The sequence below is a fragment of the Noviluteimonas gilva genome (genome assembly GCF_009740395.1).
Classification (GTDB): Bacteria; Pseudomonadota; Gammaproteobacteria; order Xanthomonadales; family Xanthomonadaceae; genus Noviluteimonas; species Noviluteimonas gilva.
The window spans coordinates 163,694-189,785 of the sequence record NZ_WOXT01000002.1; the positions used below are offsets into that span (position 1 = coordinate 163,694).

Here is a 26,092-nt window from a genome sequence, read left to right on the forward strand (position 1 = left end):
GATGCGCGTGGGCGCAACCTCACGTGTGATCGCGGCGCTGATCGTGCTGCTGGCCGCGCTGCTCGCGTGGCTGCAGTACAAGCTGTGGTTCGGGCAGGGCGGCGCAGGCCAGGTGCAGGCGCTGTCCACGCAGGTCGAACACCAGGCGCGCGACAACACGGGCCTGCGCCAGCGCAATGCCGAAGTCGCCGCGGAAGTCGAAGACCTCAAGTCGGGCGAAGCCGCGGTGGAAGAACGCGCGCGCAGCGAGCTGGGCATGATCAAGCCGGGCGAAACGTTCTATCGCGTGGTGGAACCGACGTCGGCGTCGAGCGCGCCTGCATCGCCCGCCACGACCGAAGTGCCCGAACAAGACGAGGGCGCACGGTGATCTGGGCCATCGTGCCCGCCGCCGGGCGCGGCACGCGTTACGGCGGCGCCGTCCCCAAGCAATACCTCGACATCGCCGGTGTTCCGCTGATCGCGTATTCGCTCAGCGCGGTGTTGTCGCATCCGTCGGTCGGCGGCGCGATGGTGGTGTTGTCGGAAGACGATACGTCGTGGCCGGGTTGGACGCAGATCGACGGCAAGCCTGTGCACACGTGCCTGGGCGGTGCGGAACGCTGCGATTCGGTGCTCGCGGGGTTGGCGGCATTGCCCGACGACGTGCGCCCCGATGATTTCGTCCTCGTGCACGATGCCGCGCGCCCGCACCTGCGTGCTTCCGATCTCGAACGTCTGCTCGACCTGGGCCGCGGCGATCCCGTCGGCGCGATCCTCGCCGCACCCGTGCGCGACACGCTCAAGCGTGCGGGCAACGATGGCGGCATCGATACGACCGAATCGCGCGATGGCTTGTGGCGCGCGCTGACGCCGCAGTTGTTCCGCCGCCTGCAACTCACGCGCGCGCTCGAAGCGGCGCGCAACGCGGGCCTGGTCGTCACCGACGAATCGATGGCGATGGAACGCCAGGGCCATCGGCCGTTGTTGGTCGAAGGCAGCGACGACAATTTGAAAGTCACGACGCCGGCCGATTTGCCGCTCGCCGAATTCCTCCTGCGCCTCGCGCGCGAACGCACCATGCCCGGAAACTCCCCATGAATTGCCGCATCGGCAGCGGATTCGACGTCCACGCCTTCGGCCCGGGCGATCACGTGATGCTCGGTGGCGTGCGCGTGCCGCACGATCGCGGCGTGATCGCGCATTCCGACGGCGACGTCGTGCTGCACGCGCTGTGCGACGCGATGCTCGGTGCGATGGCGCTCGGCGACATCGGCAAGCATTTCCCGCCGAGCGATCCGCGCTGGAAAGATGCGGACAGTCGCCTGTTCCTCCGCCATTGCCGTTCCTTGCTCGCCGAACATCGCTGGACGCTCGGCAATGCGGACATCACCGTGATCTGCGAGCGCCCGCGCATCGGTCCGCACGCGGGCGCGATGCGCGGATTGATCGCCGCCGACCTCGGTGTCGCGGTCGATGCGATCTCGATCAAGGCGACGACGACCGAAACGCTCGGCTTCACCGGCCGCGGGGAAGGCATCGCCGCGCAGGCGGTGTGCCTGCTCGTGCGCGAGTGAGCGTGCATGCGTTCGGCGCGCCCGTGCTGCGGGCGCGGATGCGGGCGACGCCCGAAGACTTCCGCGTCGACGAACTCGATGCCTTCGAAGCGAGCGGGGCAGGCGAACACCTGCTGCTGACGATCGAGAAGCGCGGCATGAACACCGCCTTCGCCGCCAAGCGCCTCGCGCAATGGGCGGGCATCGCGGAACTCGGCGTGAGTTACGCGGGGCTGAAGGATCGCCACGCGGTGACGACGCAGCGTTTCAGCGTGCACCTGCCGAAGAAGATCGCCCCGGATCTGGCGGCGCTGGAATCCGACGACATGCACGTGCTGCATTCGACGTGGCATTCGCGCAAGTTGCCGCGCGGCGCGCTGGCGGGCAATCGCTTCGTGCTGACCTTGCGCGATGTCGAAGGCGAACGCCACGCGATCGAAGACCGCCTGCGTGCGATCCAGGCGCGCGGCGTGCCGAACTTCTTCGGCGAACAACGCTTCGGCCGCGAAGGCGACAACGTGGCGCAGGCCCTGCAGATGTTCGCGGGGCGTCGCGTGAAACGCGATCAGCGCACGATGTTGCTGTCGGCGGCGCGTTCGTCGCTATTCAATCGCGTGCTCGAACGGCGCGTGGCGGACGACACGTGGGATCGCGCGATCGACGGCGAAGTGTGGATGCTCGATGGCTCGCGCAGCGTGTTCGGGCCGGAGCCGTTCGACGATGCGCTGGCGGCGCGCCTGGCCGCGTTCGACATTCATCCGACCGGACCGCTGTGGGGCGCGGGGGACTTGCGTTCCGCCGCTGCGGCGCGCGCGTTGGAAGAAGCCGCGCTCGACGACGCGGAATCACGCGCCGTGCGCGCGGGACTGGAAGCCTCGGGGTTGAAGCAGGAACGCCGCGGTTTGCGACTGCGACCGCAGGCGATGGCGTGGGAATGGCCGGCGCATGATGTGTTGCGGGTGATGTTCGAATTGCCGCCGGGGAGTTATGCGACGACGGTGGTTGGGCAGATGGGGGATATTCAGTAGCGCGCGCGCCCGATCTCGCAGTGCGAGACCGATCCCCCTCGATCGCGCTTTGCGCGATCGATCCCCCTTGGAAGGGGGATGGAGGTCAGCGCTTGGGGGCGAGTAGCACGAGTACTGCGCCGGTGCCGCCCTGGTTCGTCGGCGCCGATGCGAACGCCACCACTTCCGAGCGATGCCGCAGCATGCGGTCGACCAGGTTCTTCAGCGCCGGCGTCTTGCTGTCGCTGTTCAGGCCCTTGCCGTGGATCACCTTCACGCACCCGAGCCCGTGCTGCCGTGCATGCACGAGGAACTCGCGCAGCATCGCTTCGGCGTGCTTCGCATCGGTCCAGTGCAGGTCCAGCTCCTCCTGCGCCGCGAACTCGCCACGACGCAAGCGTTGCAAGGTGCGCGGCGGCACCGATTCCCGGCGATACGACAGCGCATCGCCCGCCTCCAGCGCGTCGGCGGACATCGCGCGGCGGAATTCGCTCATCGCCTCGGCCTCGTCGCGTGCGGCCATCCTCGCGGCAGGGCGGGGCCGCGGCTTCGACGGCGGCGTGGGCTCCGTGGGCAACTCGCGCACGGGGCCGATCGCGTCGCGGAACAGCGCGGCGTCGTCGACGGGTTCAGGCGGCGGCTCGGGATGTGGCTTGCGTGCCATGCCGTAAGCCTAGCGCGAGTCATCGGCTATGATGCGGACGACACCGGAAGGACAACTGCTTTGCGCGTATTGGTCAGCAACGACGATGGTGTCGACGCCCCCGGCATCCGGATCCTCGCCCAGGGGCTGCGCGATGCGGGGCATGCCGTCACCGTGGTCGCGCCCGACCGCGACCGCAGCGGCGCGAGCAATTCGCTCACCCTCGACGGGCCCGTGCGCGTGCTGAAGATGGAAGACGGACCGGCTTCAATCGAGCGCTGGAGGGTGTACGGCACGCCCACCGACTGCGTGCACGTCGCGATTACCGGCATGCTCGAACAAGAGCCCGACATCGTCGCCTCCGGCATCAACACCACGGCGAACATGGGCGACGACGTCATTTATTCCGGCACCGTCGCCGCCGCGATGGAAGGCCGCTTCCTGGGCCTGCCCGCGGTCGCGGTGTCGCTCGCCGCGCTCGACCACGACGGCAAGCATTACGAAACCGCCGCGCGCGCGGCGGTCGAGATCATCGCGCGCCTGGCGACCGATCCGCTGCCGGCCGACACGATCCTCAACGTAAACGTGCCCGACCTTCCCTGGGAAGACGTGCGCGGCTTCGAAGTCACGCGCCTGGGCAACCGCCATCGCGCCGAACCGTGCGTGCCGCAGAAGGACCCGCGCGGCCGCACGTGGTGGTGGATCGGCGCCGCCGGCCCCGAACAGGACGCCGGCCCCGGCACCGATTTCCACGCCGTGCGCACCGGCCATATCTCGATCACGCCGATCCACGTCGACCTCACGCGCTACCAGGCGCTGGAACAGGTCGCCAGTTGGGTCGGTGGCCTCGCGGCGTCGTTGCAGGAGGATCGCTCGTGACCACGCGCATTCGCCTGCAGCCCGAAGCGATCGGCATGGGCATGACCTCGCAGCGCGTGCGCGATCGCCTGATCGAACGCCTGCAGACCACCGGCATCTCCGACGACCGCGTGCTCAACGCGATCCGCGCCGTGCCGCGCCATCTGTTCGTCGACGAAGCCCTCGCCACGCGCGCGTATGAAGACACCGCGCTGCCGATCGGGCACGGGCAGACGATTTCGCAGCCGTGGGTCGTGGCGAAGATGACGCAGACCTTGCTCGAATCTCCGCGCCCCGCCGGTTCGCCGCCGATGCGCGTGCTGGAGATCGGCACGGGCTCGGGTTACCAGGCCGCGATCCTCGCCGCGCTGGGGCTGGAAGTCTTCACCGTCGAGCGCATCGGCGAATTGCTGCGCACCGCGCGCAAGCGGTTCCGTTCGCTCGGATTCAACGTGCGCAGCAAGCACGACGACGGCCGCATCGGCTGGCCGGAACTCGCACCGTTCGACGCGATCATCGTCACCGCCGCCGCGCCTGCGCTGGTCGATGCGCTCACCACGCAACTCGCGCCGAACGGCACGCTCGTGTGCCCCGTGGGCGGCAGCAGCGGACAAACGCTGATCCGCCTGCGCAAGGATGAAGCCGGCATCGTCGACGAAGCGCAGCTCGCGCCCGTCGTGTTCGTGCCGTTGTTGCCAGGGATGGTGGACTGACGCATGAAGTTGTTCGGACCGCTCTACGAACGCACGATCGCGCTCGCACGCCACAAACGCGCGTCGACGTGGCTGGTCATCCTGAGTTTCTTCGAAGCGATCATCTTCCCGATCATGCCGGAAGTGATGCTGCTGCCGATGTGCGTGGCGGCGCCGCGGCGCGGGTTCTGGTTTTCGACGCTGAGCCTGGCCGGTTCGATGGTCGGCGCGGTGGTCGGCTACTACCTCGGGCACTTCGCGTTCGCTGCGCTCAAGCCGATGTTCGCCGCGCTCGGGATGCTGCATGGCATGGAATCGGGCATCGCGCTGATCCAGGCGAAGATGATCGAATCGCCGTGGGCGGTGTTCTGGATGCTCGTGCTCGCCGGTTTCTCGCCCATTCCGATGAAGGTGTTCACCTGGTCTTCGGGCGTGGTGGGCGTGCCGATGCTGCCGTACCTGGCGAGCATGTTCGTCGGCCGCGGCAAGCGCGTTTACCTGCTCGCGCTGATCATCCGCCTCGGCGGCGAACGCGCGGAAAAAGTGCTGCACAAGTACATCGAGCCCATCGGCTGGATCGCGCTGGTGTTGCTCGCGGCATTGATCGGTGTCCTGGTGTGGAAGGCGCGCGGCGGATGAAAGCTTCGAGGCTTCGTATCGGAATGGCCATTGCCTGCGCGCTCGCGCTCGCCGCGTGCGGCAGCAGCACCGTGTATCGCGCCAACGGGCCTTCGTCGCCCGCGCCGCGCGTTTCGACGCCGAAGCCGGGCAAGACGGTCGTCGTGAACAAGGGCGACACGATGTACGGCATCGCGTTCCGCAACGGTATCGACGTCCGCGATCTCGCGTCGTGGAACGGCATCGGCGCGCCGTACACCATCTACCCGGGACAACACCTGCGCCTGTATCCGAAGGGATCGACATCGGTCGTCACGACCACGCCGTCGAAACCCGGCGCGCCGAAACCCGCGACACCCAAGCCCGTCACGCCCGCACCGCGTCCCGTGCCGCCGCCGCCCGCGGCGAGCCCGATCGCGTGGACGTGGCCGGCCAACGGCACGATCCTCAACGGCTACGTCGCCGGTGAACCGACGAAGCAGGGCATCGACATCGGCGGCAACAGCGGCGATCCCGTGCGCGCGGCGGGCGATGGCGTCGTCGTGTATTCGGGTGCGGGGCTCGTCGGTTACGGCGAGCTGATCATCGTCAAGCACAACGAAGCGTGGTTGTCGGCCTACGGCCACAACCGCAAGCGCCTGGTCAACGAAGGCCAGCTCGTGAAAGCGGGGCAGCAGATCGCGGAAATGGGCCGCACGGGCGCGGCGCGCGAGATGGTGCACTTCGAGATTCGCTACAACGGCAAACCGGTCGACCCGCAGACGTATTTGCCGAAGCGCTGAAGCGCTAAGCCGGGAACATGAATCCCGCGACCACGCGCCGCCCTTCACCGGCCAGCACGCTGTAGGTGCGCGCGGCGGCGGCGTTGTCCATCACTTCGAAGCCGATGCCCTGCGACAAACAGGCATGGAACACGGCGGCCGACGGAAACACCTGGCGCGGGCCGGTGCCCAGCACGATCAATTCGGGTTGCAGCGCGAAGACGGGCGCCAGGTCGCCGGGTTCCATCGCCTTGGCGTCGGTGACCGGCCAATCCTCGACCAGCGCTTCGGGCGCGATCACGAAGCTGGCGATGATCTCGCGCTCGTTCACGAGCGCATGGCGGCCATCGGCGCCGCGCAGGTACCAGGTGTAGTCGGGGCGTTCGAGATTCAGCTGCATGGCCGCGCGACCCGGGATCAGCCTCGGGGCAGCACGATCTGCCGCTTGTCCTTGCTCGGGCGATACAGGACGGCGGTGTGGCCGATGCGCTGCACCAGCGCGGCGCCGGCGCGCTGCGCCAGGTCGGCGATCATCGCGTCGCGGGCCTCGCGGTCTTCGGCGGCCACCTTCACCTTGATCAGCTCGTGCTGTTCGAGGGCGTTGACCACCTCGGTCACCAGGGAGTCGGTGATTCCCTTGCCCCCGACCTGCAGCATGGCGTTGAGGTCGTGCGCCTGACCACGGAGGAAACGGGTCTGCGCGCTGGTTAACTGAACTGCGGACGGCATCGGAATCGCGGGGATGAACGGGGGAGGGGCAGGGTATCATGGCCACCCGAGAGGACCCCCGCGCATGGCGACCCGCAGCAAGTCCAGCCAGCGCTGGTTGAAGGAACACTTTTCCGACCCCTTCGTGAAGAAGGCCCAGGCCGAGGGGCTGCGCTCGCGCGCGGCCTACAAGCTGGAAGAAGTGGTCGAACGCGACCGCCTGCTGAAGCCCGGCATGGTGGTGGTGGACCTCGGCGCGGCGCCCGGCGGCTGGTCGCAGTGGGTCCGCGCGGAGCTCGACCGGCTGTCGCACAACGGCACCCAGGACCCCGGCCGCGTGATCGCGCTGGACATCCTGGAGATGCCCAGCCTGGCCGGGGTGGAGTTCCTTCATGGCGATTTCAGGGAGGATGCCGTGTTATCGGCACTGGAAGCCGCCCTGGGCGGGAAGCCCGTCGACCTTGTACTGAGCGACATGGCCCCCAATAAAAGTGGCGTGGATGCGGTGGACCAACCGCGGGGCATGCACCTGGCCGAGCTGGCGATGGATTTCGCCGATGGCCATCTCAAGCCCGGCGGCACGTTCCTGATCAAGCTGTTCCAGGGCGTGGGGTTCGACGATTACGTGCGGCAGCTGCGGCGGCGATATGCCAAGGTGGCGGTCCGCAAGCCGGCGGCATCGCGCAAGCGGTCGCCGGAGGTTTACGCCCTGGCGCAGGGCAAGCTGGCCGGAAGGCCGGCGCATGGTGAATGAAGTGAACGCGACTCCGTTGTGGAGTACAGGATGAACGACTTGGCCAAGAATCTGATGTTGTGGGTGGTCGTCGCCGTCGTGCTGATGGTGGTGTTCCAGAGTTTCAGCCCGAAGATGGGGAGCGGCCAGGACGTCGTCTATTCCCAGTTCCAGGCGGATGTGGTCAACGACAAGATCAAGTCGGTCGACATCGGCGAGGACGAGAAGACGATCAAGTTCGAGCGCAAGGACAACACGAAGGGCGAAACCGTCGCCCCGCGTCGCGACGAGCGCTTGGTCGACGATCTGATCAACCACAAGGTGGAGATCAAGCAGGCGCCGCCGTCGAGCGGTATCTCGCTGGTCGGCATCCTGATCAACATCGGTCCGCTGTTGCTCTTCATCGGCATCTGGATCTACTTCATGCGGCAGATGCAGCAGGGCGGCGGCAAGGGCGCGATGTCCTTCGGCCGTTCGCGCGCCAAGCTGCTCAACGAAGACCAGACGAAGGCCACCTTCGCGGACGTCGCCGGTTGCGACGAAGCGAAGGAGGAAGTCGCCGAGCTCGTCGAGTTCCTGCGCGATCCCGGAAAGTTCCAGAAACTCGGCGGCAAGATCCCGCGCGGCGTGCTGATGGTCGGTCCTCCGGGCACCGGCAAGACGCTGCTTGCGCGCGCGATCGCCGGCGAAGCCAAGGTGCCGTTCTTCTCGATCTCCGGTTCGGACTTCGTCGAGATGTTCGTCGGCGTCGGCGCCAGCCGCGTGCGCGACATGTTCGAGCAGGCCAAGAAGCACGCGCCGTGCATCATCTTCATCGACGAAATCGACGCGGTCGGCCGCCATCGTGGCGCGGGCCTCGGCGGCGGGCACGATGAGCGCGAGCAGACGCTCAACCAGTTGCTCGTCGAGATGGACGGGTTCGAAGGCGGCGAAGGCGTGATCGTGATCGCCGCGACCAACCGTCCCGACGTGCTCGACCCGGCGCTGCTGCGCCCGGGCCGTTTCGACCGCCAGGTCACCGTCGGCCTGCCCGACGTGAAGGGCCGCGACCAGATCCTGCGCGTGCACATGCGCCGCGTTCCGCTGGCCGACGATGTCGAGGCGATGACCATCGCCCGCGGCACGCCGGGCTTCAGCGGCGCCGACCTCGCCAACCTCGTGAACGAAGCGGCGTTGTTCGCCGCGCGCGAGAACGCGAAGGACGTGCGGATGGAGCACTTCGACCGTGCGCGCGACAAGATCCTGATGGGCACCGAGCGCCGTTCGATGGCGATGAGCGAGCAGGAAAAGACGCTCACCGCGTATCACGAAGCCGGCCACGCCATCGTCGGTCGCCTGATGCCGGAACACGACCCGGTCTACAAGGTCACGATCATTCCGCGCGGTCGCGCGCTGGGCGTGACGATGTACCTGCCCGAGGGCGACAAGTATTCGTACAACCGCACCGCCATCGAATCGATGCTGTGCTCGCTGTACGGCGGTCGCGTCGCCGAAGAGTTGATCTTCGGCAACGACAAGGTCACCACCGGTGCGTCGAACGACATCGAGCGCGCGACGAAGATGGCGCGCAACATGGCGACCAAGTGGGGCCTGTCCGACGAGCTCGGTCCGATCGCCTACGGTGAAGAAGAAGACGAAGTGTTCCTGGGCCGCTCGGTCACGCAGCACAAGAACGTCTCCGACGACACCGCGCGCAAGATCGACGAAGTCGTGCACGGCATCCTCGACAAGGCCTACAACCGCACCAAGCAGATCCTGACCGAGAACCTCGACAAGCTGCACGTGATGGCGAAGACGCTGCTGGAGTACGAAACCATCGACGTGCCGCAGATCGACGCGATCATGGAAGGCCGCGAGCCGCCGCCGCCGGCGGGTTGGACGCGCAACAACAAGGGCGAAGCGCGCCCGCTGCCGCCGATCGGCGGTCCCGCGGCGCAAACCTGAACCCGGCGCGGCCGTCCCGACAGGGCGATTGCGTTGCTTGAAAGACAGGGCTCCCTCGGGGGCCCTTGTCGTTTGGGAGATCGCATGCCCGACATCGCCGCCCGCCTGCGCAACACGTTGTCGGAGTTTCGTCGCCGGCGCGTCTTCCGCGTGGCGGTGGCGTACCTCATCGTCGGCTGGTTGCTCGTGCAGGTGGCCGAGGCGACGTTCGAACCGCTGGGCCTGCCGCCGTGGTCCTCGCGCCTGCTGATCGTGTTGCTCGCGCTCGGCTTCGTGCTGGCGTGCGTGCTCGCGTGGATCTACGACGTGCAGCCGCACGGCATCGAACGCACGCCCGCGTTGCCGGAACCGATCGCGAACAACGGCGACACGCCCACGCGCCGCGCGACCGATGCGCTGCCACCGCAGCCCGCCGAGTTGCCGCCACCCGAGGCCTCCGTCGCCATCCTGCCGTTCTCCGACATGAGCGAGGCCGGCGACCAGGATTATTTCTGCGATGGCCTGGCCGAAGAGATCCTCAACGCGCTCGCGAAAGTGCGCGGCCTGCATGTCGCCTCGCGCACGGCGTCCTTCCGGTTTCGCGACGGCAGCGCGACACCCACCGACATCGGCCGCGAATTGCACGTCGCGGCGATCGTGGAAGGCAGCGTGCGCAAGGCCGGCGATCGCGTGCGCGTGACCGCGCAGCTCGTCGACGCGTCGAACGGTTACCACCTGTGGTCGGAGAACTTCGACCGCAATCTCGCGGACATCTTCGCGATCCAGGAAGAGATCGCGCGCAACGTCGTCAACGCCGTGCGACCGACCTTGCAAGCGCCCGTGGCCTTCGACCTGCAGAAGCGGGCGCCGCGCGACATGCGCGCGTACGAGTACTACCTGCGCGGTCGGCAAGCGAGCGCGCGCATGACCGAAATCACGATGAAGCAGGCGCCGTCGATGTTCCGCCACGCCATCGAACTGGACCCGGAGTACGGGCAGGCGTGGGCGGGCCTGTCCGATTCGTTGTGCGAACTGATGCTCTGGCGCATGGTGAATCCCGACAGCGGTGCGTTGGAAGAAGCCAAGAGCGCCGCGCATCGCGCGCTGGAACTGGACCCCGACCTCGCCGAAGCGCATGTCGCGAAGGGCCATTCGCTGATGATCTCCGGCGACCACGACGGTGCGACGGAAGCCTTCGAACATGCACTCAAGCTCGATCCCGAACTCTACGTCGCGTATTACTTCTACGCGCGCCATTGCTTCACGCAGGGCAACTACGCGCGCGCCGTCGACCTGTTCGTCGCCGCGCACCGCGTGCAACCGGATGAATTCCAGGCGCTCGCGCTCGCGGTCAACGCCGCGGAGGCCGGTGGGGACCATGAGCGCAAGCAGAAGCTCGCGATCGAAGGCCTGGCCTGCGCAAGCCACCAGGCGCACATCGATCCGGAGAACGCCCGCGCGCACTACATGACCGCCGGCCTGATGCAGCACCTGCGCGTCGGCGACTTCGGCCACGCCGAGATGGCGTACGCGCTGCGCATCCGCCCGAACGATTTCGACGTCCTCTACAACGGCGCCTGCTTCTTCGCCCTCGACGGCGACGGGGAGCAGTCGGTCGACCTGCTGGAACGCGCCGTGCAACACGGCGAAGGCAACCTGGAGTGGATCGAACACGACTCCGACCTGTGGCCCTTGCGCGACCACCCGCGGTTCCAGGCGATCGTGACGATGTTGCGCGAAAAGGGTTGAGCCGCTACAACCCATCCATGTTCGATATCACTCCGCAACTGGACTGCAACGGCCGCGTCGTGCGCCTCGACCGCACGCGGGTCATGGGCATCGTCAACGTCACGCCCGATTCGTTTTCCGATGGCGGCGAGCATGCGAGCACGGACGCGGCGATCGCGCATGGCGTGCGGCTGGCGGAGGAGGGCGCGGACATCCTCGATGTCGGCGGTGAATCCACGCGGCCGGGGGCCGACGAGGTTTCAATCGAAGAAGAGCTCCGCCGCGTCATCCCGGTGATCGAGGGATTGGTGCGCGCGACCTCGCTCCCGATCAGCGTCGATACCTCTAAACCAGAGGTCATGCGCGCCGCGGTCGGCGCGGGCGCGGGGATGATCAACGATGTTTTCGCGTTGCGTCGCGACGGCGCGCTCGATGCGGCCGCATCGCTCGGCGTGCCGGTGGTGTTGATGCACATGCTGGGCGAGCCGCGGTCGATGCAGGACGCACCGGTGTACGACGAAGTCGTGTCCGATGTGCACCGTTTCCTCGCCGAGCGCATCTTCGCGGCGGAGATGGCGGGGATCCCGAAATCGCGCATCGTGGTCGATCCGGGCTTCGGGTTCGGCAAGAACCGCGACCACAACCTGGCGTTGCTCGCGCGGCTGGAGACGATTGTCGAACTCGGCGTGCCGGTGCTCGCGGGCCTGTCGCGCAAGAAGACCATCGGCGACCTGACGGATCGGGCCGATCCGCACGAGCGCGTCGCCGGCTCGGTCGCGGCGCACCTGATCGCCGCGCAGCGGGGCGCGAAGTTGGTGCGCGTCCACGACGTGGCGCCGACGGTCGATGCATTGAAGGTCTGGGCGGCCGTTGCCGCGCAGCCGGCGGTGCGGGCGCGGGAAGCGAAGCCCACGATCCGGTGGCCCGACGAGGATTGAGCAGATCGAATTGCGCAACGCCCGGCGATTACGCGCCAAAAAGCCGCTGTAACCGCTTCCGACCCTTGCATGCGCAGGCGTACGCAGCCTAGTCTCGGGCATCACCCGGTTGGGGGTTGCATGTCCACGGTCGACGGATGACACACGCGCACGAGCCGACGGCTTCGGTCGAAGCCGCGCTGGCCCACGCTTCGCGATTGCTGTCGACGGATCCGGCGCTCGCCGGCCGGCAGGCGGCGGAAATCCTGCGGGTCGTCGATGGCCATCCGGTCGCGCTGCTGTTGCTCGGTGCTTCGCGCAATGCCTGCGGCGATGCCGAAGGTGCCGCGCGCATCCTCGAACCCCTGGCGCGCGAGCAACCCAAGTCGCCGGCCGTGCAACTCGAACTCGGCATCGCGCTCGGCCGTGGCGGCCGCGGCGACGATGCGGTCGCCGCGTTGCGTCGCGCGGTCGCGCTGAAGCCGGAATTGCCGCGCGCGTGGCTCGCGCTCGGCGACCACCTGTCCGCGATCGGCGATCTCGCCGGCGCCGAAGAAGCCTACGCCACGCACCTCGTGCATTCGGTGCGCGAGCCGAAGTTGATGCAGGCCGCCGCCGCGTTGCAGGCCAATCGCATTCCCGACGCCGAAGCGCTGCTGCGCGATCACCTGCGCGCCTCGCCCACCGACGCCCCGGCGCTGCGCATGCTCGCCGAGACGCAGGCACGCATGGGCCGCATCGACGAAGCCGAATCGCTGCTCGCGCGCTGCCTGGAACTCGTGCCGGGTTTCGACGCGGCGCGCCATCACTACGCGATGGTGTTGCATCGTGCGAACAAGCCGGTCGAGTCGCTCGCCGAAGTCGACGCGCTGCTCGCCAAGGATCCCGCGAACGCCGGCTACCGAAACCTGCGCGCGGTCGTCCTGTGCCGCACCGGCGATTACGACGCCGCCATTCCGGTGTACGAAGCCCTCGTGCGCGAATACCCGCACCAGGCGCGCTTGTGGCTGAGTTACGGTCACGCGTTGAAGACTGCGGGCAACACCGCGCGGGCCATCGAGGCCTATCGCGAAGCCGCGCGCCTGGAACCGCGCTTCGGCGATGCGTGGTGGAGCCTGGCCAACCTCAAGACTTTCCGCTTCACGCCCGAAGATCTCGCGACGATCCGCGCGCAACTCGCGCGCAGCGAACTCGCGCCCGACGACCGCCTGCACCTGGATTTCGCGCTCGGCAAGGCGTTGGAGGACGCGGGTGAATACGCCGCGTCCTTCGAACACTATCGTCGCGGCAACACGCAGCGCGTCGCCATCATCCCGTGGGTGCCCGCGGACAACACCGCGCGCGTGCGCAAGGCGATCGCGACGTACACGCCGGAGTTCTTCGCGCAACGCGATGGCAGCGGCAGCGATGCGCGCGACCCGATCTTCATCGTCGGCATGCCGCGCGCCGGTTCGACGCTGGTCGAACAAATCCTCTCCAGCCATCCCGATGTCGAAGGGACGATGGAGTTGCCCGACCTGTTGTCGATGACGAAGGAATTGCGTCGTCGCGGCGAAGCGGTGGGGGCGCGCCATTACCACGACGTTCTGCCCACGCTGGACCTCGACGAATTCCGCGCCATCGGCGAGGAATACCTCGAGCGCACGCGCATCCATCGCAAGGCCGGCGCGCCGTTGTTCATCGACAAGATGCCGAACAACTTCCAGCACGTCGGCCTGATCCACCTGGCCTTGCCGAACGCGCGGATCATCGACGCGCGGCGCCATCCGCTCGCCTGCGGGTTCTCGTTGTTCAAGCAACAGTTCGCGCGCGGGCAGGATTTCAGCTTCCGGCTGGAAGACATCGGCCTTTATTACCGCGATTACGTTGCGTTGATGGCGCATTTCGACGCGGTGCTGCCCGGCCGGGTGCATCGCGTGCATTACGAAACGATGGTCGAGGACACCGAGCAGGAAGTGCGTCGCCTGCTCGATTACTGCGGCCTGCCGTTCGATCCCGCGTGCCTGCGCTTCTTCGAGAACGACCGTCCGGTGCGGACGGCGAGTTCGGAACAGGTGCGCCAACCGATCTACCGCGAAGGCCTGGACCAGTGGCGTCATTACGCGCCTTGGTTGGCCCCGCTGGAGGAAGCCTTGGGGCCGGTGCTGGCGGCGTATCCGTCGGTGCCGCCGCGCCTGCTCGACTGAGTTTGTTCACAACAAAGGGAGGGAAGGGGAAAATGGGAATTTCAAACACACGTCGCGTGTCCGCGCGGCGGCCGCTTGCGAGGCACGCGCTCGCCATGGCGGTGATCATCGGTTGCCAGGCAGGTGTCGCGTTCGCGCAGGAGGCACAGCAGACCGAGCAGGCCTCGCAGCAGGCGGCAAGCCAGGCCGCCGACGCCGCAAGACAGGCGGCCGATCAGGCTGCGCAAGGTCAATCGCGCACCGCAACGCTCGAGACGGTGACCGTCACCGCGCAGAAGCGCGCGGAAGATTTGCAGAAGGTGCCGATCAGCATCCAGGCGATCAGCAGCGAAACGCTCGAGCAGCACCAGGTTTCGAACTTCCAGGATTACGTGAAGCTGCTGCCCAGCGTCACCTTCGGCACGGCCGGCGGCGGCGTGTTCTCTGGCCCGGGCTTCCTGCAGGTGTACATGCGCGGCGTGGCCAGCGGCGGCGACGGCAACCATTCCGGTTCGCAGCCCAGCGTCGGCGTTTACCTCGACGAACAGCCGATCACCACGATCACCGGCGCGCTCGACGTGCACATGTACGACATCGCGCGCGTCGAAGCGCTCGCCGGTCCGCAGGGCACGCTGTACGGCGCGAGCTCGCAGTCGGGCACGCTGCGCATCATCACGAACAAGCCGGATGCATCGGGCTTCGCGGCGAGCGCGGCGGCCGAGCTCAACGTGGTCGAGGACGGCGGCATCGGCCACGTGCTCGAAGGCATGGTCAACGTGCCGATCGCAAGCAACGCGGCGATCCGCGTCGTGGGCTGGAACCGCCACGATGCCGGCTATGTCGACAACCGGCCGGGCACGCGCGTGTTCCCGACTTCGGGGATCGTGCAGAACAACGACCTGCTCGCCGACGCCAACTACAACGAAGCCAACGCCACCGGCGCGCGCGTCGCGCTGAAGTGGGACATCACCGACGAATGGTCGGTGACGCCGATGATCATGGGCCAGCGGCAGACCGCGACGGGCAGCACCGGTTGGGATCCGAGCGTCGGCGAGTTCGAAGTCAACCACGCCTATCCCGAATCCTCGCGCGACACCTGGAACCAGGCCGCGCTGACGGTGCAGGGCAAGATCGGCAACTTCGACATCACGTACGCTTTCGGCCACCTCAACCGCAACGTCGAATCGGAAGCCGACTACAGCGACTACGGCTTCTGGTACGACACGCTGCGTGGTTACGGCGCGTACTTCTACGACGACGACGGCGCGCTGGTGAATCCTTCGCAGTACATCCAGGCGAAGGATGCCTATCGCATGACCAGCCACGAGCTGCGCGTCGCATCGCCGGCGGACAATCGCCTGCGCTTCGTCGGCGGTCTGTTCTGGCAGCAGCACAAGCACGACATCGAACAGCGCTACAGGATCGACGGCCTCGCGACCGTGCTGTCCGTCGGCGGCTGGGAAGACACGATCTGGTTGACCGAGCAGGATCGCGAAGACCAGGACGAAGCGGTGTTCGGCGAACTCACCTTCGACATCACCGATGCCTGGCACGTCACCGCCGGTGGCCGCTGGTTCCGCGCACGCAACAGCCTGAAGGGCTATTACGGGTTCGGCATCGGCTATTCGTCGGGCGGCGATCCGCCGTACGGTGAAGGCGCGTGCTTCGCGCAATACGGCGATGACCGCTCGGCGTGGATTCCGTACGAAAACGCGCCCTGCCTGGTCAACGACCGCGAAGTGCGCGAGTCCGGTTCGCTCGGCCGCCTCAACGTGACCTGGGACCTGAGCGACTCCAAGTTGCTGTACGCGACGTATTCGGAAGGTTATCGACCCGGCGGTATCAATCGTCGTGGCACGGTGCCGCCGTACGTCTCGGATTACCTGAAGAACTACGAGTTCGGCTGGAAGACGATGTGGCTGGACAAGCGCCTGGCCTGGAACGGCGCGCTGTTCCACCAGAATTGGGACGACTTCCAGTTCTCCTACCTGGGCGCGAACGGCCTGACGGAAATCCGCAATGCGGGTGCCGCGCAGATCGACGGCCTGGAAATGGAACTGCAGTGGGCGGTGACCTACAACTTCATGCTCACCGGCGGCGTGGCGTTCTACGACGCGACGTTGTCGGAGGACTACTGCGGTTACGGCGATCTCGCGGGCAACCCGATCAGCGTCTGTCCGCCGGGTTCGTTCAATCCGTCGACGGGCGAGATCAACGACATCGGCCCGCAGGCGGTGAAGGGCGATCGCTTGCCGATCACGCCGCGCTTCAAGGGCAACCTCACGGGTCGTTACTCGTGGGATGTCGGCGAGTACGAAGCCTACGCGCAGGGTGCGCTCTTCCACGTGGGCGATCGCACGCAGGATCTGCGCGATCTCGAACGCGGCGTGGTGGGCACCGATTTCAGCTTCACTCCGTACCAGCACCTGGACGCGTACACGACACTCGATGTGTCGACGGGCTTCCAGCGCGGGTCGTGGAAGCTGGACTTCTTCATCCGGAACGTGACGAACGAACTGGGTGACCTGACGCACTTCGCCGAGTGCAACATCGCGGTCTGCGGCGCACAGCCGTACACCGTGAGTACGCCGCCGAGGACGTTCGGCGTGCGTTGGTCGCGCGATTTCTAAAGTTGAATCCGGTCCCCGCCAGCCAGGCTGGCGGGGCTCCGGCTACACTCCCCCCACCACAGGGGAGCCCCGCATGACCGCCAGCACACCGCTCGTCGTCACCTTCGCCATCTACTTGCTCGCGATGGTCGCCATCGGCGTGATTGCCTGGCGTTCGACCAAGAGTTTCGACGACTACATCCTCGGCGGGCGTTCGCTGGGCAGCTACGTCACCGCGTTGTCGGCCGGCGCGTCCGACATGAGCGGTTGGTTGCTCCTCGGTTTACCGGGTGCGTTGTTCCTGGGCGGCTTGTCGGAAGGCTGGATCGCCGTCGGCCTGATCCTCGGCGCGTGGGCCAACTGGAAGTTCGTTGCAGGTCCCCTGCGCGTGTACACCGAGCGCACGAAGAACGCGCTTACGCTGCCCGATTACTTCACCCATCGCTTCGACGATCGCTCGCGGATCCTGCGCGTTCTGTCGGCGCTGGTGATCCTCGTGTTCTTCGCCGTGTATTGCGCGAGCGGCATCGTGGCCGGTGCACGCCTGTTCGAAAGCGTGTTCGGCGTGCCGTATGCGCAAGCCCTGTGGTGGGGCGCGGCGGCGACGATCCTCTACACGCTGGTCGGTGGGTTCCTCGCGGTGAGTTGGACCGACACGGTGCAAGCTTCGCTGATGATCTTCGCGCTGGTGCTCACGCCGGTGGTGGTGATCATCGGTACGGGCGGCTTCGATGAAAGCATGATGCTGATTCGCTCCATCGACCCGGCGAAGCTCGATCCCTTCAAGGGCGGCGCGCTCGGCGTCGTCGGCATCGTGTCGCTGCTGGCGTGGGGCCTTGGGTATTTCGGGCAGCCGCACATCCTGGCGCGCTTCATGGCGGCCGACGATTTGCGTTCGATCCCGAAGGCGCGCCGCATCGGCATGACGTGGATGATCCTGTGCCTGTTCGGCGCGATGGCGGTGGGTTTCTTCGGCATCGCGTACTTCGCCGCGCATCCGGGCGGCGAGGCGGTGAAGGCCAATCCCGAACGCGTGTTCATCGTGCTGTCGAACCTGCTGTTCAATCCGTGGATCGCGGGCGTGCTGTTGTCGGCGATCCTCGCGGCGATCATGAGCACGCTGTCGTGCCAGTTGCTCGTGTGTTCGAGTGCGCTGACCGAAGACTTCTACAAGGGGTTCCTGCGGCCGAAGGCCTCGCAGCGCGAGCTGGTGTGGTTCGGCCGCGCGATGGTGCTCGCGGTGTCGCTGCTGTCGATCTGGATCGCGCGCGATCCCGAATCGCGCGTGCTCGGTTTGGTGAGCTATGCGTGGGCGGGCTTCGGCGCGGCGTTCGGGCCGGTCGTGTTGTTCTCGCTGTTCTGGTCGCGCATGACGCGCAACGGCGCGCTCGCGGGCATGGTCGTCGGTGCGCTCACGGTCATCCTGTGGAAGCAGATCGCGGTGGATCAGTACGGCAGCGCGCTGTACGAAATGGTGCCGGGCTTCGCCGCCGCAGCGGTCGCGATCGTGCTCGCGAGCCTGCTCGACCGCGTGCCGGTGGAGTCGGTGCAAGCCACGCACGCGCAGGTGCATGCCGCGCTTGCCGAGAACGGCTACTGAGCGATGGAGGACCGCCGCCCGCGCGCGCTCGCCATCGCGGGGCCGACGGCATCGGGCAAGACCGCGTTCGCGCTGGAATGCGCGGCGCGGTTCGACGGCGAGATCGTCAGCGTGGATTCGGCGCTGGTCTATCGCGGCCTCGACATCGGCGCCGCCAAGCCGTCGCCTGAAGAACGCGCGCAGGTCGCGCATCACCTGATCGATGTGCGCGATCCGTGGGAGACGTATTCGGCGGCCGAGTTCGCGCGCGATGCGCGTATCGCAATCGACGACATCCTCGCGCGCGGCAAGACACCGATCCTCGCCGGCGGCACCGGCCTGTACTTCCACGCGCTGTTGCACGGCCTGGCGCCGATGCCCGATGCCGATCCGGCGTTGCGCGCGCAGATCGCGGAAGAAGCGGCGCAGCGCGGCTGGCCCGCGATGCACGCGTCGCTCGCGCAAGTCGATCCCGACGCCGCGCGCCGCATCCACGCCACCGATCCGCAACGCATCCAGCGCGCGCTGGAGGTGTATCGCGCCAGTGGACGCCCGATTTCCGAATGGCAGCGCATGCATGCGCGCCACCGCCCGCCCGTGCGCGTGTTCAAGCTCGTGCTCGCGCCGCGCGAGCGCGCGGTGCTGCACGAGCGCATCGCGCGCCGGTTCGACGCGATGCTCGACGCAGGTTTCCTCGACGAAGTCCGTCGCCTGCGCGCGCTTCCCGAACTCCAGCGCCATCCCGCGCCGCTGGACCTACCCGCGATCCGCGCCGTCGGCTATCGGCAGGCGTGGGAGTTTCTTGAAGGGCAGGGCGACGCGGCCGCATTTCGCGAGCGCGCGATCGCCGCCACGCGCCAGCTCGCGAAGCGCCAATGGACGTGGTTGCGCGGCGAGCTGGACGCCGTGTGGCGCGATCCCGCGACGGACGCAAGCGACCTGCGCCGACTCGCGCAGACGTTCCTCTCCTGACGGCTCCCATCCCCCTTCCAAGGGGGATCGAGCGCGCAAAGCGCGCTCGAGGGGGATAACGCCCCGGCAGAACCCACAACCGGGACCTCCGTCATGCGCGCCGGCACCGGCGGGCCGTGTACGATTCAGCCTGTCGCCGCCGCGGGGAGTGCGGGTCGGGCGATGCGCGGTGGCCTGCCGCGTTCGGCACACACAACAACAATTGGGGGAACACCCATGTCCAAGGGCCAATCTTTGCAGGATCCTTTCCTGAACGCGCTGCGCCGCGAACGCGTCCCGGTCTCCATCTACCTGGTCAACGGCATCAAGCTCCAGGGCACGATCGAGTCCTTCGACCAATTCGTCGTCCTGTTGCGCAACACCGTCAGCCAGATGGTCTACAAGCACGCGATCTCCACCGTCGTGCCGGCGCGCAACGTGCGCGTGGGCCCGGGCGGCGGCTACGTGCAGGCGGCCGACGGCAGCACCGAAGAAGTCGGCACGGACGAGGAACAGTAAGCACTCCCGTGCTTTTCGCGCGGTGTGGTGTAAAACCCCTGCATGTTCGAACGTAGCAAGAAGGGCGAGACCGCCCTGCTGATCCAGCCGCATCGTGGGGGCCTCGACGATGGCGCCGTGGAAGAGTTCGCCGACCTGGCGCGCTCGGCCGGCGCCAAAGTTGCGCACCTGATGACCGCGCGCATCGATCGGCCCAATCCCGCCACGCTCATCGGCAGCGGCAAGCTCGAGGAAGTGAAGGCCGCCGCCGATGCGACCGGCGCCGACCTCGTGCTCGTCAACCATCCGCTGAGCCCCGTGCAGGAACGCAATCTCGAGAAGGCGCTGGAGCGGCGCGTCGTCGATCGCACCGGCCTGATCCTCGACATCTTCGCGCAACGCGCGCGCAGCCACGAAGGCAAGCTGCAGGTCGAACTCGCGCAGTTGCGCCACATGGCCACGCGCCTGGTGCGCGGGTGGACCCACCTGGAACGCCAGCGCGGCGGTGCGATCGGTTTGCGCGGTCCCGGCGAAACGCAGTTGGAAACCGACCGTCGACTGCTGCAGAAGCGCGTCGAACAATTGCAGCGTCGCCTGGAAAAAGTCGAAGTGCAGCGCACGCAGATGCGGCGCGCACGCGTGCGCAGCGAGCTGCCGCGCGTTGCCCTCGTGGGTTACACCAACGCAGGCAAGTCGACGCTGTTCAACGCACTCACCGGCGCCGATGCGTACGCGGCGGATCTGTTGTTCGCCACGCTCGATCCCACCGTGCGCCGCATTGCGCTGCCCGGTGGTTCGGTCGTGCTCGCCGACACCGTCGGCTTCGTGCGCGATCTGCCGCATGAACTCGTCGCTGCATTCCGTTCGACCCTCGCCGAAGCGCGCGAAGCCGATCTGCTGCTGCACGTGATCGACGCCGCCGATCCGTTGCGCGAAGAGCGCATCGCGCAAGTCGACGAGGTCCTCGAAGAAATCGGTGCGGGCGACATCCCGCAGTTGCTCGTCTACAACAAGATCGATCGCATCGATGGCGCTGAAGCGCGCCACGACCTGCCGACCGACGGCCACGATCACGTCCATCCCCAGGCCGCGCGCGAACGTGTGTGGCTCTCCGCGCGCGACCGCGATGGCCTGGACCTGCTGCGCGATGCCCTCGGCGCGCGCCTCGGATTGCGCCGCGTCTCCGGCGAAGTGCAGCTGCCCCCGGGCGCCGGGCGCCTGCGCGCGCGGCTGCACGAGCTGGGTGCGGTGCTCGCCGAGCACCACGACGAGCACGGCTGGACCCTCAGCCTGGACCTGGCCGAGGCCGACGCGGCGCGCATCGTGGCCCACGCCTACGGCGAGCCGTTACGGCCGCTCTTGCCTGAGGGCGCGTCGGCCCCAACGTAGTCCTTGCTGGTTTTGATGCCGGCCGGTTTCGGGGTCGCCCCTCCTGTTGGGGATCTCCGGTTTAGAATCGGCCGGTTCGTGCGCGCCCGATCGCGCCAGCCTCCGGCGGGGGAGTTGCCCCGCGGCCCACAGGAGCGTGCATGGCCTGGAATACCCCCGGCGGTTCGTCGAACAAGGACGGCCGCAACCCCTGGCAGCAACGGCGCGGTGGCGGCGGCGGTTTCGACCGCTACCTCGAACCCCTGCGCGGCCTCTTCGGGGGCAACGGCGGCAGCATCGGCCGCTGGATCGCCGTGCTGCTCGTCCTGTGGCTCGCCTTCAACACCTTCGTGCTGGTGACCGAACAGCAGCGCGGCGTCGTGCTGCGCTTCGGCCAGTTCGCCCGCGTGCTGCAGCCCGGCCCGCACTTCAAGTGGCCCTGGCCGATCGAACGCGTCACCAAGGTCGAGGCCACGCAGATCCGGACGTTCAACGAGACCGTGCCGGTGCTCACGCGCGACGAGAACATCGTGCGCGTGGAGATCAACGTGCAGTACAGCGTCGCCGATCCGCAGCAGTACCTGTTCAGCAGCCGCGACGCCGGTCGCGTGCTCGAACAGGCCGCGCTCAGCACCGTGCGCGAACAGGTCGGCCGCTCCACGCTCGACACCGTGCTCGGCGCGCGCAGCGCCTTGTCGGTGACGGCCAAGCAGCGCCTGCAGGCCTCGCTCGATGCGTACAAGACCGGCCTGGTCGTCTCGGAACTCAACCTGCCCAACGCGCGTCCGCCGGATGAAGTGAAGCCCGCGTTCGACGACGTCAACAGCGCGCAGCAGGAAAAGGAAAAGACGATCAGCGAATCGCTCGCGTACGCGGCGAAGGTCGTGCCCGAAGCGCGCGGCCAGGCGGCGCAGATCCGCACCGGCGCGCAGGGCTATCGCACCGCGATCATCGCGCGCGCCACCGGTGACGCCGAGCGCTTCTCGCTGCTCGTCGACCAGTACAAGGGCGCGCCCGACGTGACGCGCAAGCGCCTGTGGCTGGAAACGCTGCAGGACGTGTTCACCCGCAACCGCAAGATCGTGGGCGACGGCCGCCAGTTGCTGTATGTCCCGCTGGGTGCGCAGAACGCGCCCGCCGGTTCGGTGGCGTCCACGCCGCCGGTCGTGCCGGTCGAATCGGTGGCACCGACGTCCGAAACGCTCGGCGCCGAAGGCCGCCCGACGCGTAATCCCCGCACCGGCCGCGAGGAGGAATCGCGATGAGGTTTCAGATCTGGATCCCGCTGGCCGTCGCCGCGCTGCTGGCGTTGCTTGGTTCGGTGTTCACCGTGCGCGAAGGCGAGGGCGCGATCGTGCTGAACCTCGGCCGCGTCGTGCGCACCGATATCGGCCCTGGCCTGCATTTCAAGTGGCCGCTGGTCGAATCCAAGCTCGTCTTCGACCGCCGCCTCACCGTGTACGACTCCGACCCGGAGCGTTACCTCACCGCCGAGAAGAAGGACATCAGCGTCGACTTCTTCGCGATCGGCCGCATCGAGGATTTGCGCACGTTCTACCGCTCGACCAACGGCGACGAGCAAACCGCCGTGCTGCGTCTTGCGCCGATCATCCGCGACTCGCTGCGCAACGAAATCAACGCGCGCACGCTGTCGCAGGTGGTTTCCGGCGACCGCGCGCAGATCGTCGGGCACCAGCTCGCCGCCATCAACCGCGGTGCCGCCTCGCTTGGCGTGCGCATCGTCGACCTGCGCATCAAGCAGATCGACCTGCCCACCGACAGCGAAGTCATCGGCAACGTCTACAGCCGCATGCGCGCCCAGCGACAGCAGGTCGCCAGCCGCCTGCGCGCCGAGGGCGAGGAGCAGGCGCGCCAGATCCGCGCCAATGCCGATCGCGACCAGGTGGTGATCGTGGCCGACGCCGAGCGCGACGCGCAGAAGCTCCGCGGTGAAGGCGACGCCGAGGCCGCCCGCCTCTACGCCGTGGCCGCCAACCGCGATCCGGGCTTCTTCGCCTTCCAGCGCAGCCTGGAGGCCTATCGCGCCACCTTCCGGGATGGCTCGACGGTGATCGCGCTCGACAAGGACGACCCGTTCCTGCAGTACATGAAAGACGACCGCTGAGTCGTCTTCACAAATCCGGGGTTCCGGCGAGCCGCCGAATCCCGGATAATCCACAAAAGCCGGACGGGCCCCCAAAGCCCTCCGGCTTTTTCCGTGTCTAGACATGCCGCAAAACCAGGAGCGAAGCCGTGGGCCAGTCAGTTGTCGTACTCGGGGCCCAGTGGGGCGATGAAGGCAAGGGCAAGATCGTCGACCTGCTCACCGAGGAAATCGGCGCCGTCGTGCGCTTCCAGGGCGGCCACAACGCCGGCCACACGCTGGTCATCAACGGCAAGAAGACCGTCCTGCACCTGATTCCCTCGGGCATCCTGCGCCCCGACGCGCTGTGCCTGATCGGCAACGGCGTGGTACTGCACCCCGGCGCGCTGCGCAAGGAAATCGACGAACTCGAAGCCACCGGCGTCGACGTGCGTTCGCGCCTGAAGATCAGCCCGGCCACGCCGATCATCATGCCGTACCACATCGCGCTGGATCAGGCGCGCGAGAAGGCCGCCGGCGGCAAGGCCATCGGCACCACCGGCCGCGGCATCGGCCCTGCGTATGAAGACAAGGTCGCGCGCCGCGGTATCCGCGTGGCCGACCTGAGCTATCCGAAGGAACTCGCCGAAAAGCTGCGCGAGACGCTCGACTATCACAACTTCGTGCTGACGAATTACTTCAAGGTCGAGGCGATCGACTTCCAGAAGACGCTCGACGAAGCGCTCGCCTTCGGTCAATACATCGAACCGATGAAATCCGACGTCGCCGGCACGTGCCACGAGCTGCGCAAGCAGGGCAAGCGCGTGCTGTTCGAAGGCGCGCAGGGCTCGCTGCTGGACATCGACCACGGCACGTATCCGTACGTCACCTCGTCCAACACCACCGTCGGCGGCGCGCTTGCGGGCGCGGGTGTCGGCGCCGACGCGATCGATTACGTTCTCGGCATCGCGAAGGCCTACGCCACGCGCGTGGGCGGCGGCCCGTTCCCTACCGAACTCGACGACGACGTCGGCCAGGGCATCCGCGACCGTGGCCAGGAATACGGCGCCACCACCGGCCGCCCGCGTCGTTGCGGCTGGATGGACATCGTCGCGCTCAAGCGCGCGGTGGCGATCAACGGCATCACCGGCCTGTGCATCACCAAGCTCGACGTGCTCGACGGGATGGAGAAGCTGAAGATCTGCATCGCGTACGAATACCGCGGCAAGCGCACCGAATACGCGCCGCTCGACGCAGCGGGCTGGGAAGAATGCACGCCCGTGTATCTCGAATTCCCCGGTTGGGACGAGAACACCCACGGTGTCACCGAGTGGGAGAAGCTCCCCGCCGCCGCCCGCGCGTACCTGCGTGCGCTCGAGGAACTCGCCGGCTGCCCGCTGGCGATCGTGTCGACCGGTCCGGACCGCGACCACACGATGATCCTGCGCGATCCCTTCGCGTAAGCGTCGTCCTCACGGCCGGGCCCGCAGGCTCGGCCGATGGATCTCAAATCGGGTTATCCCTACTGGGCCGTGAAGAACGGCCTCATGGCGACATTCCCCGCGTTGCAGCGCGACCTGCGCTGCGACGTCGCGATCATCGGCGCGGGCATCACCGGCGCGCTGATCGCACGCGTGTTCGCCGCCAACGGTTACGACACCTGCATCGTCGAACACCGCGACGTGGCCTGGGGCAGCACGGCCGCGAGCACGGCGTTGCTGCAGTACGAAATCGACACCCACCTCACCGAGTTGACGAAACGCTACGGTGAAGACGACGCCGCGCTTGCGTACGGCGCATGCGTGCAAGCCGTCGACGAAGTGACGCACATCGCGCGCGAAGTGCGCGACGTGGGGTTCGCGCGCACCAAGTCGCTGTATTACGCGAGCAAAGGCCGGCACGTGCGGCACCTGCGCGAGGAACTGGAAGCACGGCGCCGCATCGGCATCGACGTGGACTGGCTCTCGGAAGCGCAGTTGCACTCCGACTACGGCATCGACGCACCGGGCGCGCTGCTGAGCGGAAACTCCGCGCGCGTGGATCCCTACCGCATGGCCTCGCGCCTGCTGCAACGACTCGCGGCCCAGGGCGTCGCGATCCACGACCGCACGTCGGTGGTCAAACTCCACCCGACTTCGCGCCGCGTAGTGCTGGAAATCGCGAACGGCACGCGCATCACCGCCGACCACGTCATCGTCGCCGCCGGCTACGCCGCGCAGCAATGGATCCCGCAACGCGTCGCGACCAACCGCAGCAGCTACGCTTTCATCAGCGATCCACTCGACGACGGCGGGCTGGGCGCCATCGCCGACACCCTCGTCTGGGAAACCGCGCGCCCCTACCTCTACATGCGCAGCACCGAGGACGGCCGCCTGCTCGTCGGCGGCGAAGACGATCGCATCGACATCCCCGCGCGCCGCGACCGCCGCGTCAATTCGAAGGCGCGCACGCTGGTGAAAAACGTGGCGAAGGCGATGCCGCAACTGCCGACGCTCGTGCCCGCGTTCGCGTGGGCCGGCACGTTCGCGGAAACGAAGGATGGGTTGCCGTTCTTCGGGCCGCATGAAGCGTTGGGGCCGCGGGTGCAGTTCGCGATGGCGTATGGGGGCAATGGCATCACGTATTCGGTGTTGGGCGGTGCGTTGCTGCGTGCGCATGTGGAGCGGCGTGCGCATCCGTTGAAGCGGTTGTTCGGGTTTGAGCGGTTGGGCTAGGC

Annotated in this window: 25 protein-coding genes; 22 read left to right on the plus strand and 3 right to left on the minus strand. The window is 67.4% G+C overall.

The genetic code is table 11. The features are described from left to right. The first annotated feature begins 1 nt into the window (after nt 1). Genes ftsB through truD form a run of 4 tightly spaced genes read left to right on the plus strand, consistent with a single transcriptional unit; the run spans nt 2 to nt 2,563 of the window. A complete protein-coding gene (gene ftsB / locus GN331_RS07655) occupies nt 2-370 on the plus strand; it encodes a cell division protein FtsB (RefSeq protein WP_156641412.1) in 369 nt (122 codons plus the stop codon). Next, nucleotides 367-1,080 carry a 2-C-methyl-D-erythritol 4-phosphate cytidylyltransferase gene (ispD, locus tag GN331_RS07660; RefSeq protein ID WP_331713407.1) on the plus strand — a complete coding sequence of 238 codons (714 nt, stop codon included), beginning with the start codon at nt 367-369 and terminating at the stop codon, nt 1,078-1,080. The genes ftsB and ispD overlap by 4 nt, the downstream gene beginning before the upstream one ends. Next, entirely contained in the window at nt 1,077-1,556 is a 480-nt protein-coding gene (gene ispF, locus GN331_RS07665; RefSeq protein WP_156641413.1) for a 2-C-methyl-D-erythritol 2,4-cyclodiphosphate synthase, read from the plus strand. Before ispD ends, ispF begins: the two co-directional genes overlap by 4 nt. Next, entirely contained in the window at nt 1,553-2,563 is a 1,011-nt protein-coding gene (gene truD, locus GN331_RS07670) for a tRNA pseudouridine(13) synthase TruD (RefSeq protein ID WP_331713408.1), read from the plus strand. Before ispF ends, truD begins: the two co-directional genes overlap by 4 nt. A gap of 85 nt (nt 2,564-2,648) precedes the next feature. Here truD and GN331_RS07675 read toward each other — a convergent pair whose 3' ends face one another. Further along, nucleotides 2,649-3,206 carry a Smr/MutS family protein gene (locus GN331_RS07675; protein ID WP_156641414.1) on the minus strand — a complete coding sequence of 186 codons (558 nt, stop codon included), beginning with the start codon at nt 3,204-3,206 and terminating at the stop codon, nt 2,649-2,651. A 60-nt stretch (nt 3,207-3,266) separates the two neighbouring features. Between GN331_RS07675 and surE the strand changes: the two genes are divergently transcribed. The 4 genes from surE to GN331_RS07695 are packed head-to-tail and all read left to right on the plus strand — an operon-like array spanning nt 3,267 to nt 6,135. Continuing rightward, nucleotides 3,267-4,064 (plus strand): 5'/3'-nucleotidase SurE, encoded by a 798-nt coding sequence (gene surE, locus GN331_RS07680; protein ID WP_156641415.1) that lies wholly within the window; start codon nt 3,267-3,269, stop codon nt 4,062-4,064. Next, nucleotides 4,061-4,756: a protein-L-isoaspartate(D-aspartate) O-methyltransferase gene (locus GN331_RS07685; RefSeq protein WP_331713409.1), complete on the plus strand. Its 696-nt coding sequence runs from the start codon at nt 4,061-4,063 to the stop codon at nt 4,754-4,756. Before surE ends, GN331_RS07685 begins: the two co-directional genes overlap by 4 nt. Before the next feature lie 3 nt (nt 4,757-4,759). Beyond that, a complete protein-coding gene (locus tag GN331_RS07690; RefSeq protein WP_156641416.1) occupies nt 4,760-5,374 on the plus strand; it encodes a YqaA family protein in 615 nt (204 codons plus the stop codon). Next, a complete protein-coding gene (locus GN331_RS07695) occupies nt 5,371-6,135 on the plus strand; it encodes a peptidoglycan DD-metalloendopeptidase family protein (protein ID WP_156641417.1) in 765 nt (254 codons plus the stop codon). The genes GN331_RS07690 and GN331_RS07695 overlap by 4 nt, the downstream gene beginning before the upstream one ends. Nucleotides 6,136-6,139: 4 nt before the next feature. On the opposite strand, the gene GN331_RS07700 is transcribed toward GN331_RS07695, so the two are convergent. Beyond that, a complete protein-coding gene (locus GN331_RS07700) occupies nt 6,140-6,514 on the minus strand; it encodes an Mth938-like domain-containing protein (RefSeq protein WP_156641418.1) in 375 nt (124 codons plus the stop codon). Between the two features lie 17 nt (nt 6,515-6,531). Continuing rightward, on the minus strand, nt 6,532-6,843 hold the full coding sequence (gene yhbY, locus GN331_RS07705) for a ribosome assembly RNA-binding protein YhbY (protein WP_156641419.1): 312 nt from the start codon (nt 6,841-6,843) through the stop codon (nt 6,532-6,534). A 64-nt stretch (nt 6,844-6,907) separates the two neighbouring features. Here yhbY and rlmE point away from each other — a divergent pair, with 64 nt between their 5' ends. From rlmE to GN331_RS07775, 14 genes are all read left to right on the plus strand, one after another. Beyond that, a complete protein-coding gene (rlmE, locus tag GN331_RS07710) occupies nt 6,908-7,576 on the plus strand; it encodes a 23S rRNA (uridine(2552)-2'-O)-methyltransferase RlmE (protein WP_156641420.1) in 669 nt (222 codons plus the stop codon). Nucleotides 7,577-7,606: 30 nt separating this feature from the next. Beyond that, nucleotides 7,607-9,499, plus strand: coding sequence for an ATP-dependent zinc metalloprotease FtsH (ftsH, locus tag GN331_RS07715; RefSeq protein WP_156641421.1), 1,893 nt, complete (start codon nt 7,607-7,609; stop codon nt 9,497-9,499). An 84-nt stretch (nt 9,500-9,583) separates the two neighbouring features. After that, nucleotides 9,584-11,227 (plus strand): TPR end-of-group domain-containing protein, encoded by a 1,644-nt coding sequence (locus GN331_RS07720; RefSeq protein WP_156641422.1) that lies wholly within the window; start codon nt 9,584-9,586, stop codon nt 11,225-11,227. Nucleotides 11,228-11,244: 17 nt separating this feature from the next. Beyond that, complete coding sequence (folP, locus tag GN331_RS07725; protein WP_156641423.1) at nt 11,245-12,144, plus strand: dihydropteroate synthase; 900 nt, start codon at nt 11,245-11,247, stop codon at nt 12,142-12,144. 137 nt (nt 12,145-12,281) lie between these two features. Then, nucleotides 12,282-14,309 carry a tetratricopeptide repeat-containing sulfotransferase family protein gene (locus GN331_RS07730; RefSeq protein ID WP_156641424.1) on the plus strand — a complete coding sequence of 676 codons (2,028 nt, stop codon included), beginning with the start codon at nt 12,282-12,284 and terminating at the stop codon, nt 14,307-14,309. Between the two features lie 95 nt (nt 14,310-14,404). Then, complete coding sequence (locus GN331_RS07735) at nt 14,405-16,918, plus strand: TonB-dependent receptor (RefSeq protein WP_156641425.1); 2,514 nt, start codon at nt 14,405-14,407, stop codon at nt 16,916-16,918. Between the two features lie 73 nt (nt 16,919-16,991). Then, entirely contained in the window at nt 16,992-18,497 is a 1,506-nt protein-coding gene (gene putP, locus GN331_RS07740; RefSeq protein ID WP_156641426.1) for a sodium/proline symporter PutP, read from the plus strand. A 3-nt stretch (nt 18,498-18,500) separates the two neighbouring features. Further along, nucleotides 18,501-19,448: a tRNA (adenosine(37)-N6)-dimethylallyltransferase MiaA gene (gene miaA, locus GN331_RS07745; protein WP_156641427.1), complete on the plus strand. Its 948-nt coding sequence runs from the start codon at nt 18,501-18,503 to the stop codon at nt 19,446-19,448. 216 nt (nt 19,449-19,664) lie between these two features. After that, on the plus strand, nt 19,665-19,946 hold the full coding sequence (gene hfq, locus GN331_RS07750; protein WP_156641428.1) for an RNA chaperone Hfq: 282 nt from the start codon (nt 19,665-19,667) through the stop codon (nt 19,944-19,946). Between the two features lie 42 nt (nt 19,947-19,988). Further along, complete coding sequence (gene hflX, locus GN331_RS07755) at nt 19,989-21,314, plus strand: ribosome rescue GTPase HflX (RefSeq protein WP_156641429.1); 1,326 nt, start codon at nt 19,989-19,991, stop codon at nt 21,312-21,314. A 140-nt stretch (nt 21,315-21,454) separates the two neighbouring features. Then, on the plus strand, nt 21,455-22,558 hold the full coding sequence (hflK, locus tag GN331_RS07760; protein ID WP_156641430.1) for an FtsH protease activity modulator HflK: 1,104 nt from the start codon (nt 21,455-21,457) through the stop codon (nt 22,556-22,558). Further along, nucleotides 22,555-23,418, plus strand: coding sequence for a protease modulator HflC (hflC, locus tag GN331_RS07765; RefSeq protein ID WP_156641431.1), 864 nt, complete (start codon nt 22,555-22,557; stop codon nt 23,416-23,418). The genes hflK and hflC overlap by 4 nt, the downstream gene beginning before the upstream one ends. A gap of 128 nt (nt 23,419-23,546) precedes the next feature. Continuing rightward, nucleotides 23,547-24,839: an adenylosuccinate synthase gene (locus GN331_RS07770; protein ID WP_331713410.1), complete on the plus strand. Its 1,293-nt coding sequence runs from the start codon at nt 23,547-23,549 to the stop codon at nt 24,837-24,839. A gap of 36 nt (nt 24,840-24,875) precedes the next feature. Next, complete coding sequence (locus GN331_RS07775) at nt 24,876-26,090, plus strand: NAD(P)/FAD-dependent oxidoreductase (RefSeq protein ID WP_156641432.1); 1,215 nt, start codon at nt 24,876-24,878, stop codon at nt 26,088-26,090. The last annotated feature ends 2 nt before the right edge of the window (nt 26,091-26,092 follow it).

What these genes read in the sequence shown, in the direction of transcription:
- GN331_RS07735 (WP_156641425.1), top strand. Translation starts at nt 14,405, where the DNA reads ATGGCGGTGATCATCGGTTGCCAGGCAGGTGTCGCGTTCGCGCAGGAG.
- ispF (WP_156641413.1), top strand. Translation starts at nt 1,077, where the DNA reads ATGAATTGCCGCATCGGCAGCGGATTCGACGTCCACGCCTTCGGCCCG.
- GN331_RS07775 (WP_156641432.1), top strand. Translation starts at nt 24,876, where the DNA reads ATGGATCTCAAATCGGGTTATCCCTACTGGGCCGTGAAGAACGGCCTC.
- rlmE (WP_156641420.1), top strand. Translation starts at nt 6,908, where the DNA reads ATGGCGACCCGCAGCAAGTCCAGCCAGCGCTGGTTGAAGGAACACTTT.
- yhbY (WP_156641419.1), bottom strand. Translation starts at nt 6,843, where the DNA reads ATGCCGTCCGCAGTTCAGTTAACCAGCGCGCAGACCCGTTTCCTCCGT.
- folP (WP_156641423.1), top strand. Translation starts at nt 11,245, where the DNA reads ATGTTCGATATCACTCCGCAACTGGACTGCAACGGCCGCGTCGTGCGC.
- ftsB (WP_156641412.1), top strand. Translation starts at nt 2, where the DNA reads ATGCGCGTGGGCGCAACCTCACGTGTGATCGCGGCGCTGATCGTGCTG.
- miaA (WP_156641427.1), top strand. Translation starts at nt 18,501, where the DNA reads ATGGAGGACCGCCGCCCGCGCGCGCTCGCCATCGCGGGGCCGACGGCA.
- hflC (WP_156641431.1), top strand. Translation starts at nt 22,555, where the DNA reads ATGAGGTTTCAGATCTGGATCCCGCTGGCCGTCGCCGCGCTGCTGGCG.
- GN331_RS07690 (WP_156641416.1), top strand. Translation starts at nt 4,760, where the DNA reads ATGAAGTTGTTCGGACCGCTCTACGAACGCACGATCGCGCTCGCACGC.
- GN331_RS07675 (WP_156641414.1), bottom strand. Translation starts at nt 3,206, where the DNA reads ATGGCACGCAAGCCACATCCCGAGCCGCCGCCTGAACCCGTCGACGAC.
- GN331_RS07695 (WP_156641417.1), top strand. Translation starts at nt 5,371, where the DNA reads ATGAAAGCTTCGAGGCTTCGTATCGGAATGGCCATTGCCTGCGCGCTC.
- putP (WP_156641426.1), top strand. Translation starts at nt 16,992, where the DNA reads ATGACCGCCAGCACACCGCTCGTCGTCACCTTCGCCATCTACTTGCTC.
- hflX (WP_156641429.1), top strand. Translation starts at nt 19,989, where the DNA reads ATGTTCGAACGTAGCAAGAAGGGCGAGACCGCCCTGCTGATCCAGCCG.
- ftsH (WP_156641421.1), top strand. Translation starts at nt 7,607, where the DNA reads ATGAACGACTTGGCCAAGAATCTGATGTTGTGGGTGGTCGTCGCCGTC.
- hflK (WP_156641430.1), top strand. Translation starts at nt 21,455, where the DNA reads ATGGCCTGGAATACCCCCGGCGGTTCGTCGAACAAGGACGGCCGCAAC.
- GN331_RS07720 (WP_156641422.1), top strand. Translation starts at nt 9,584, where the DNA reads ATGCCCGACATCGCCGCCCGCCTGCGCAACACGTTGTCGGAGTTTCGT.
- GN331_RS07730 (WP_156641424.1), top strand. Translation starts at nt 12,282, where the DNA reads ATGACACACGCGCACGAGCCGACGGCTTCGGTCGAAGCCGCGCTGGCC.
- hfq (WP_156641428.1), top strand. Translation starts at nt 19,665, where the DNA reads ATGTCCAAGGGCCAATCTTTGCAGGATCCTTTCCTGAACGCGCTGCGC.
- GN331_RS07700 (WP_156641418.1), bottom strand. Translation starts at nt 6,514, where the DNA reads ATGCAGCTGAATCTCGAACGCCCCGACTACACCTGGTACCTGCGCGGC.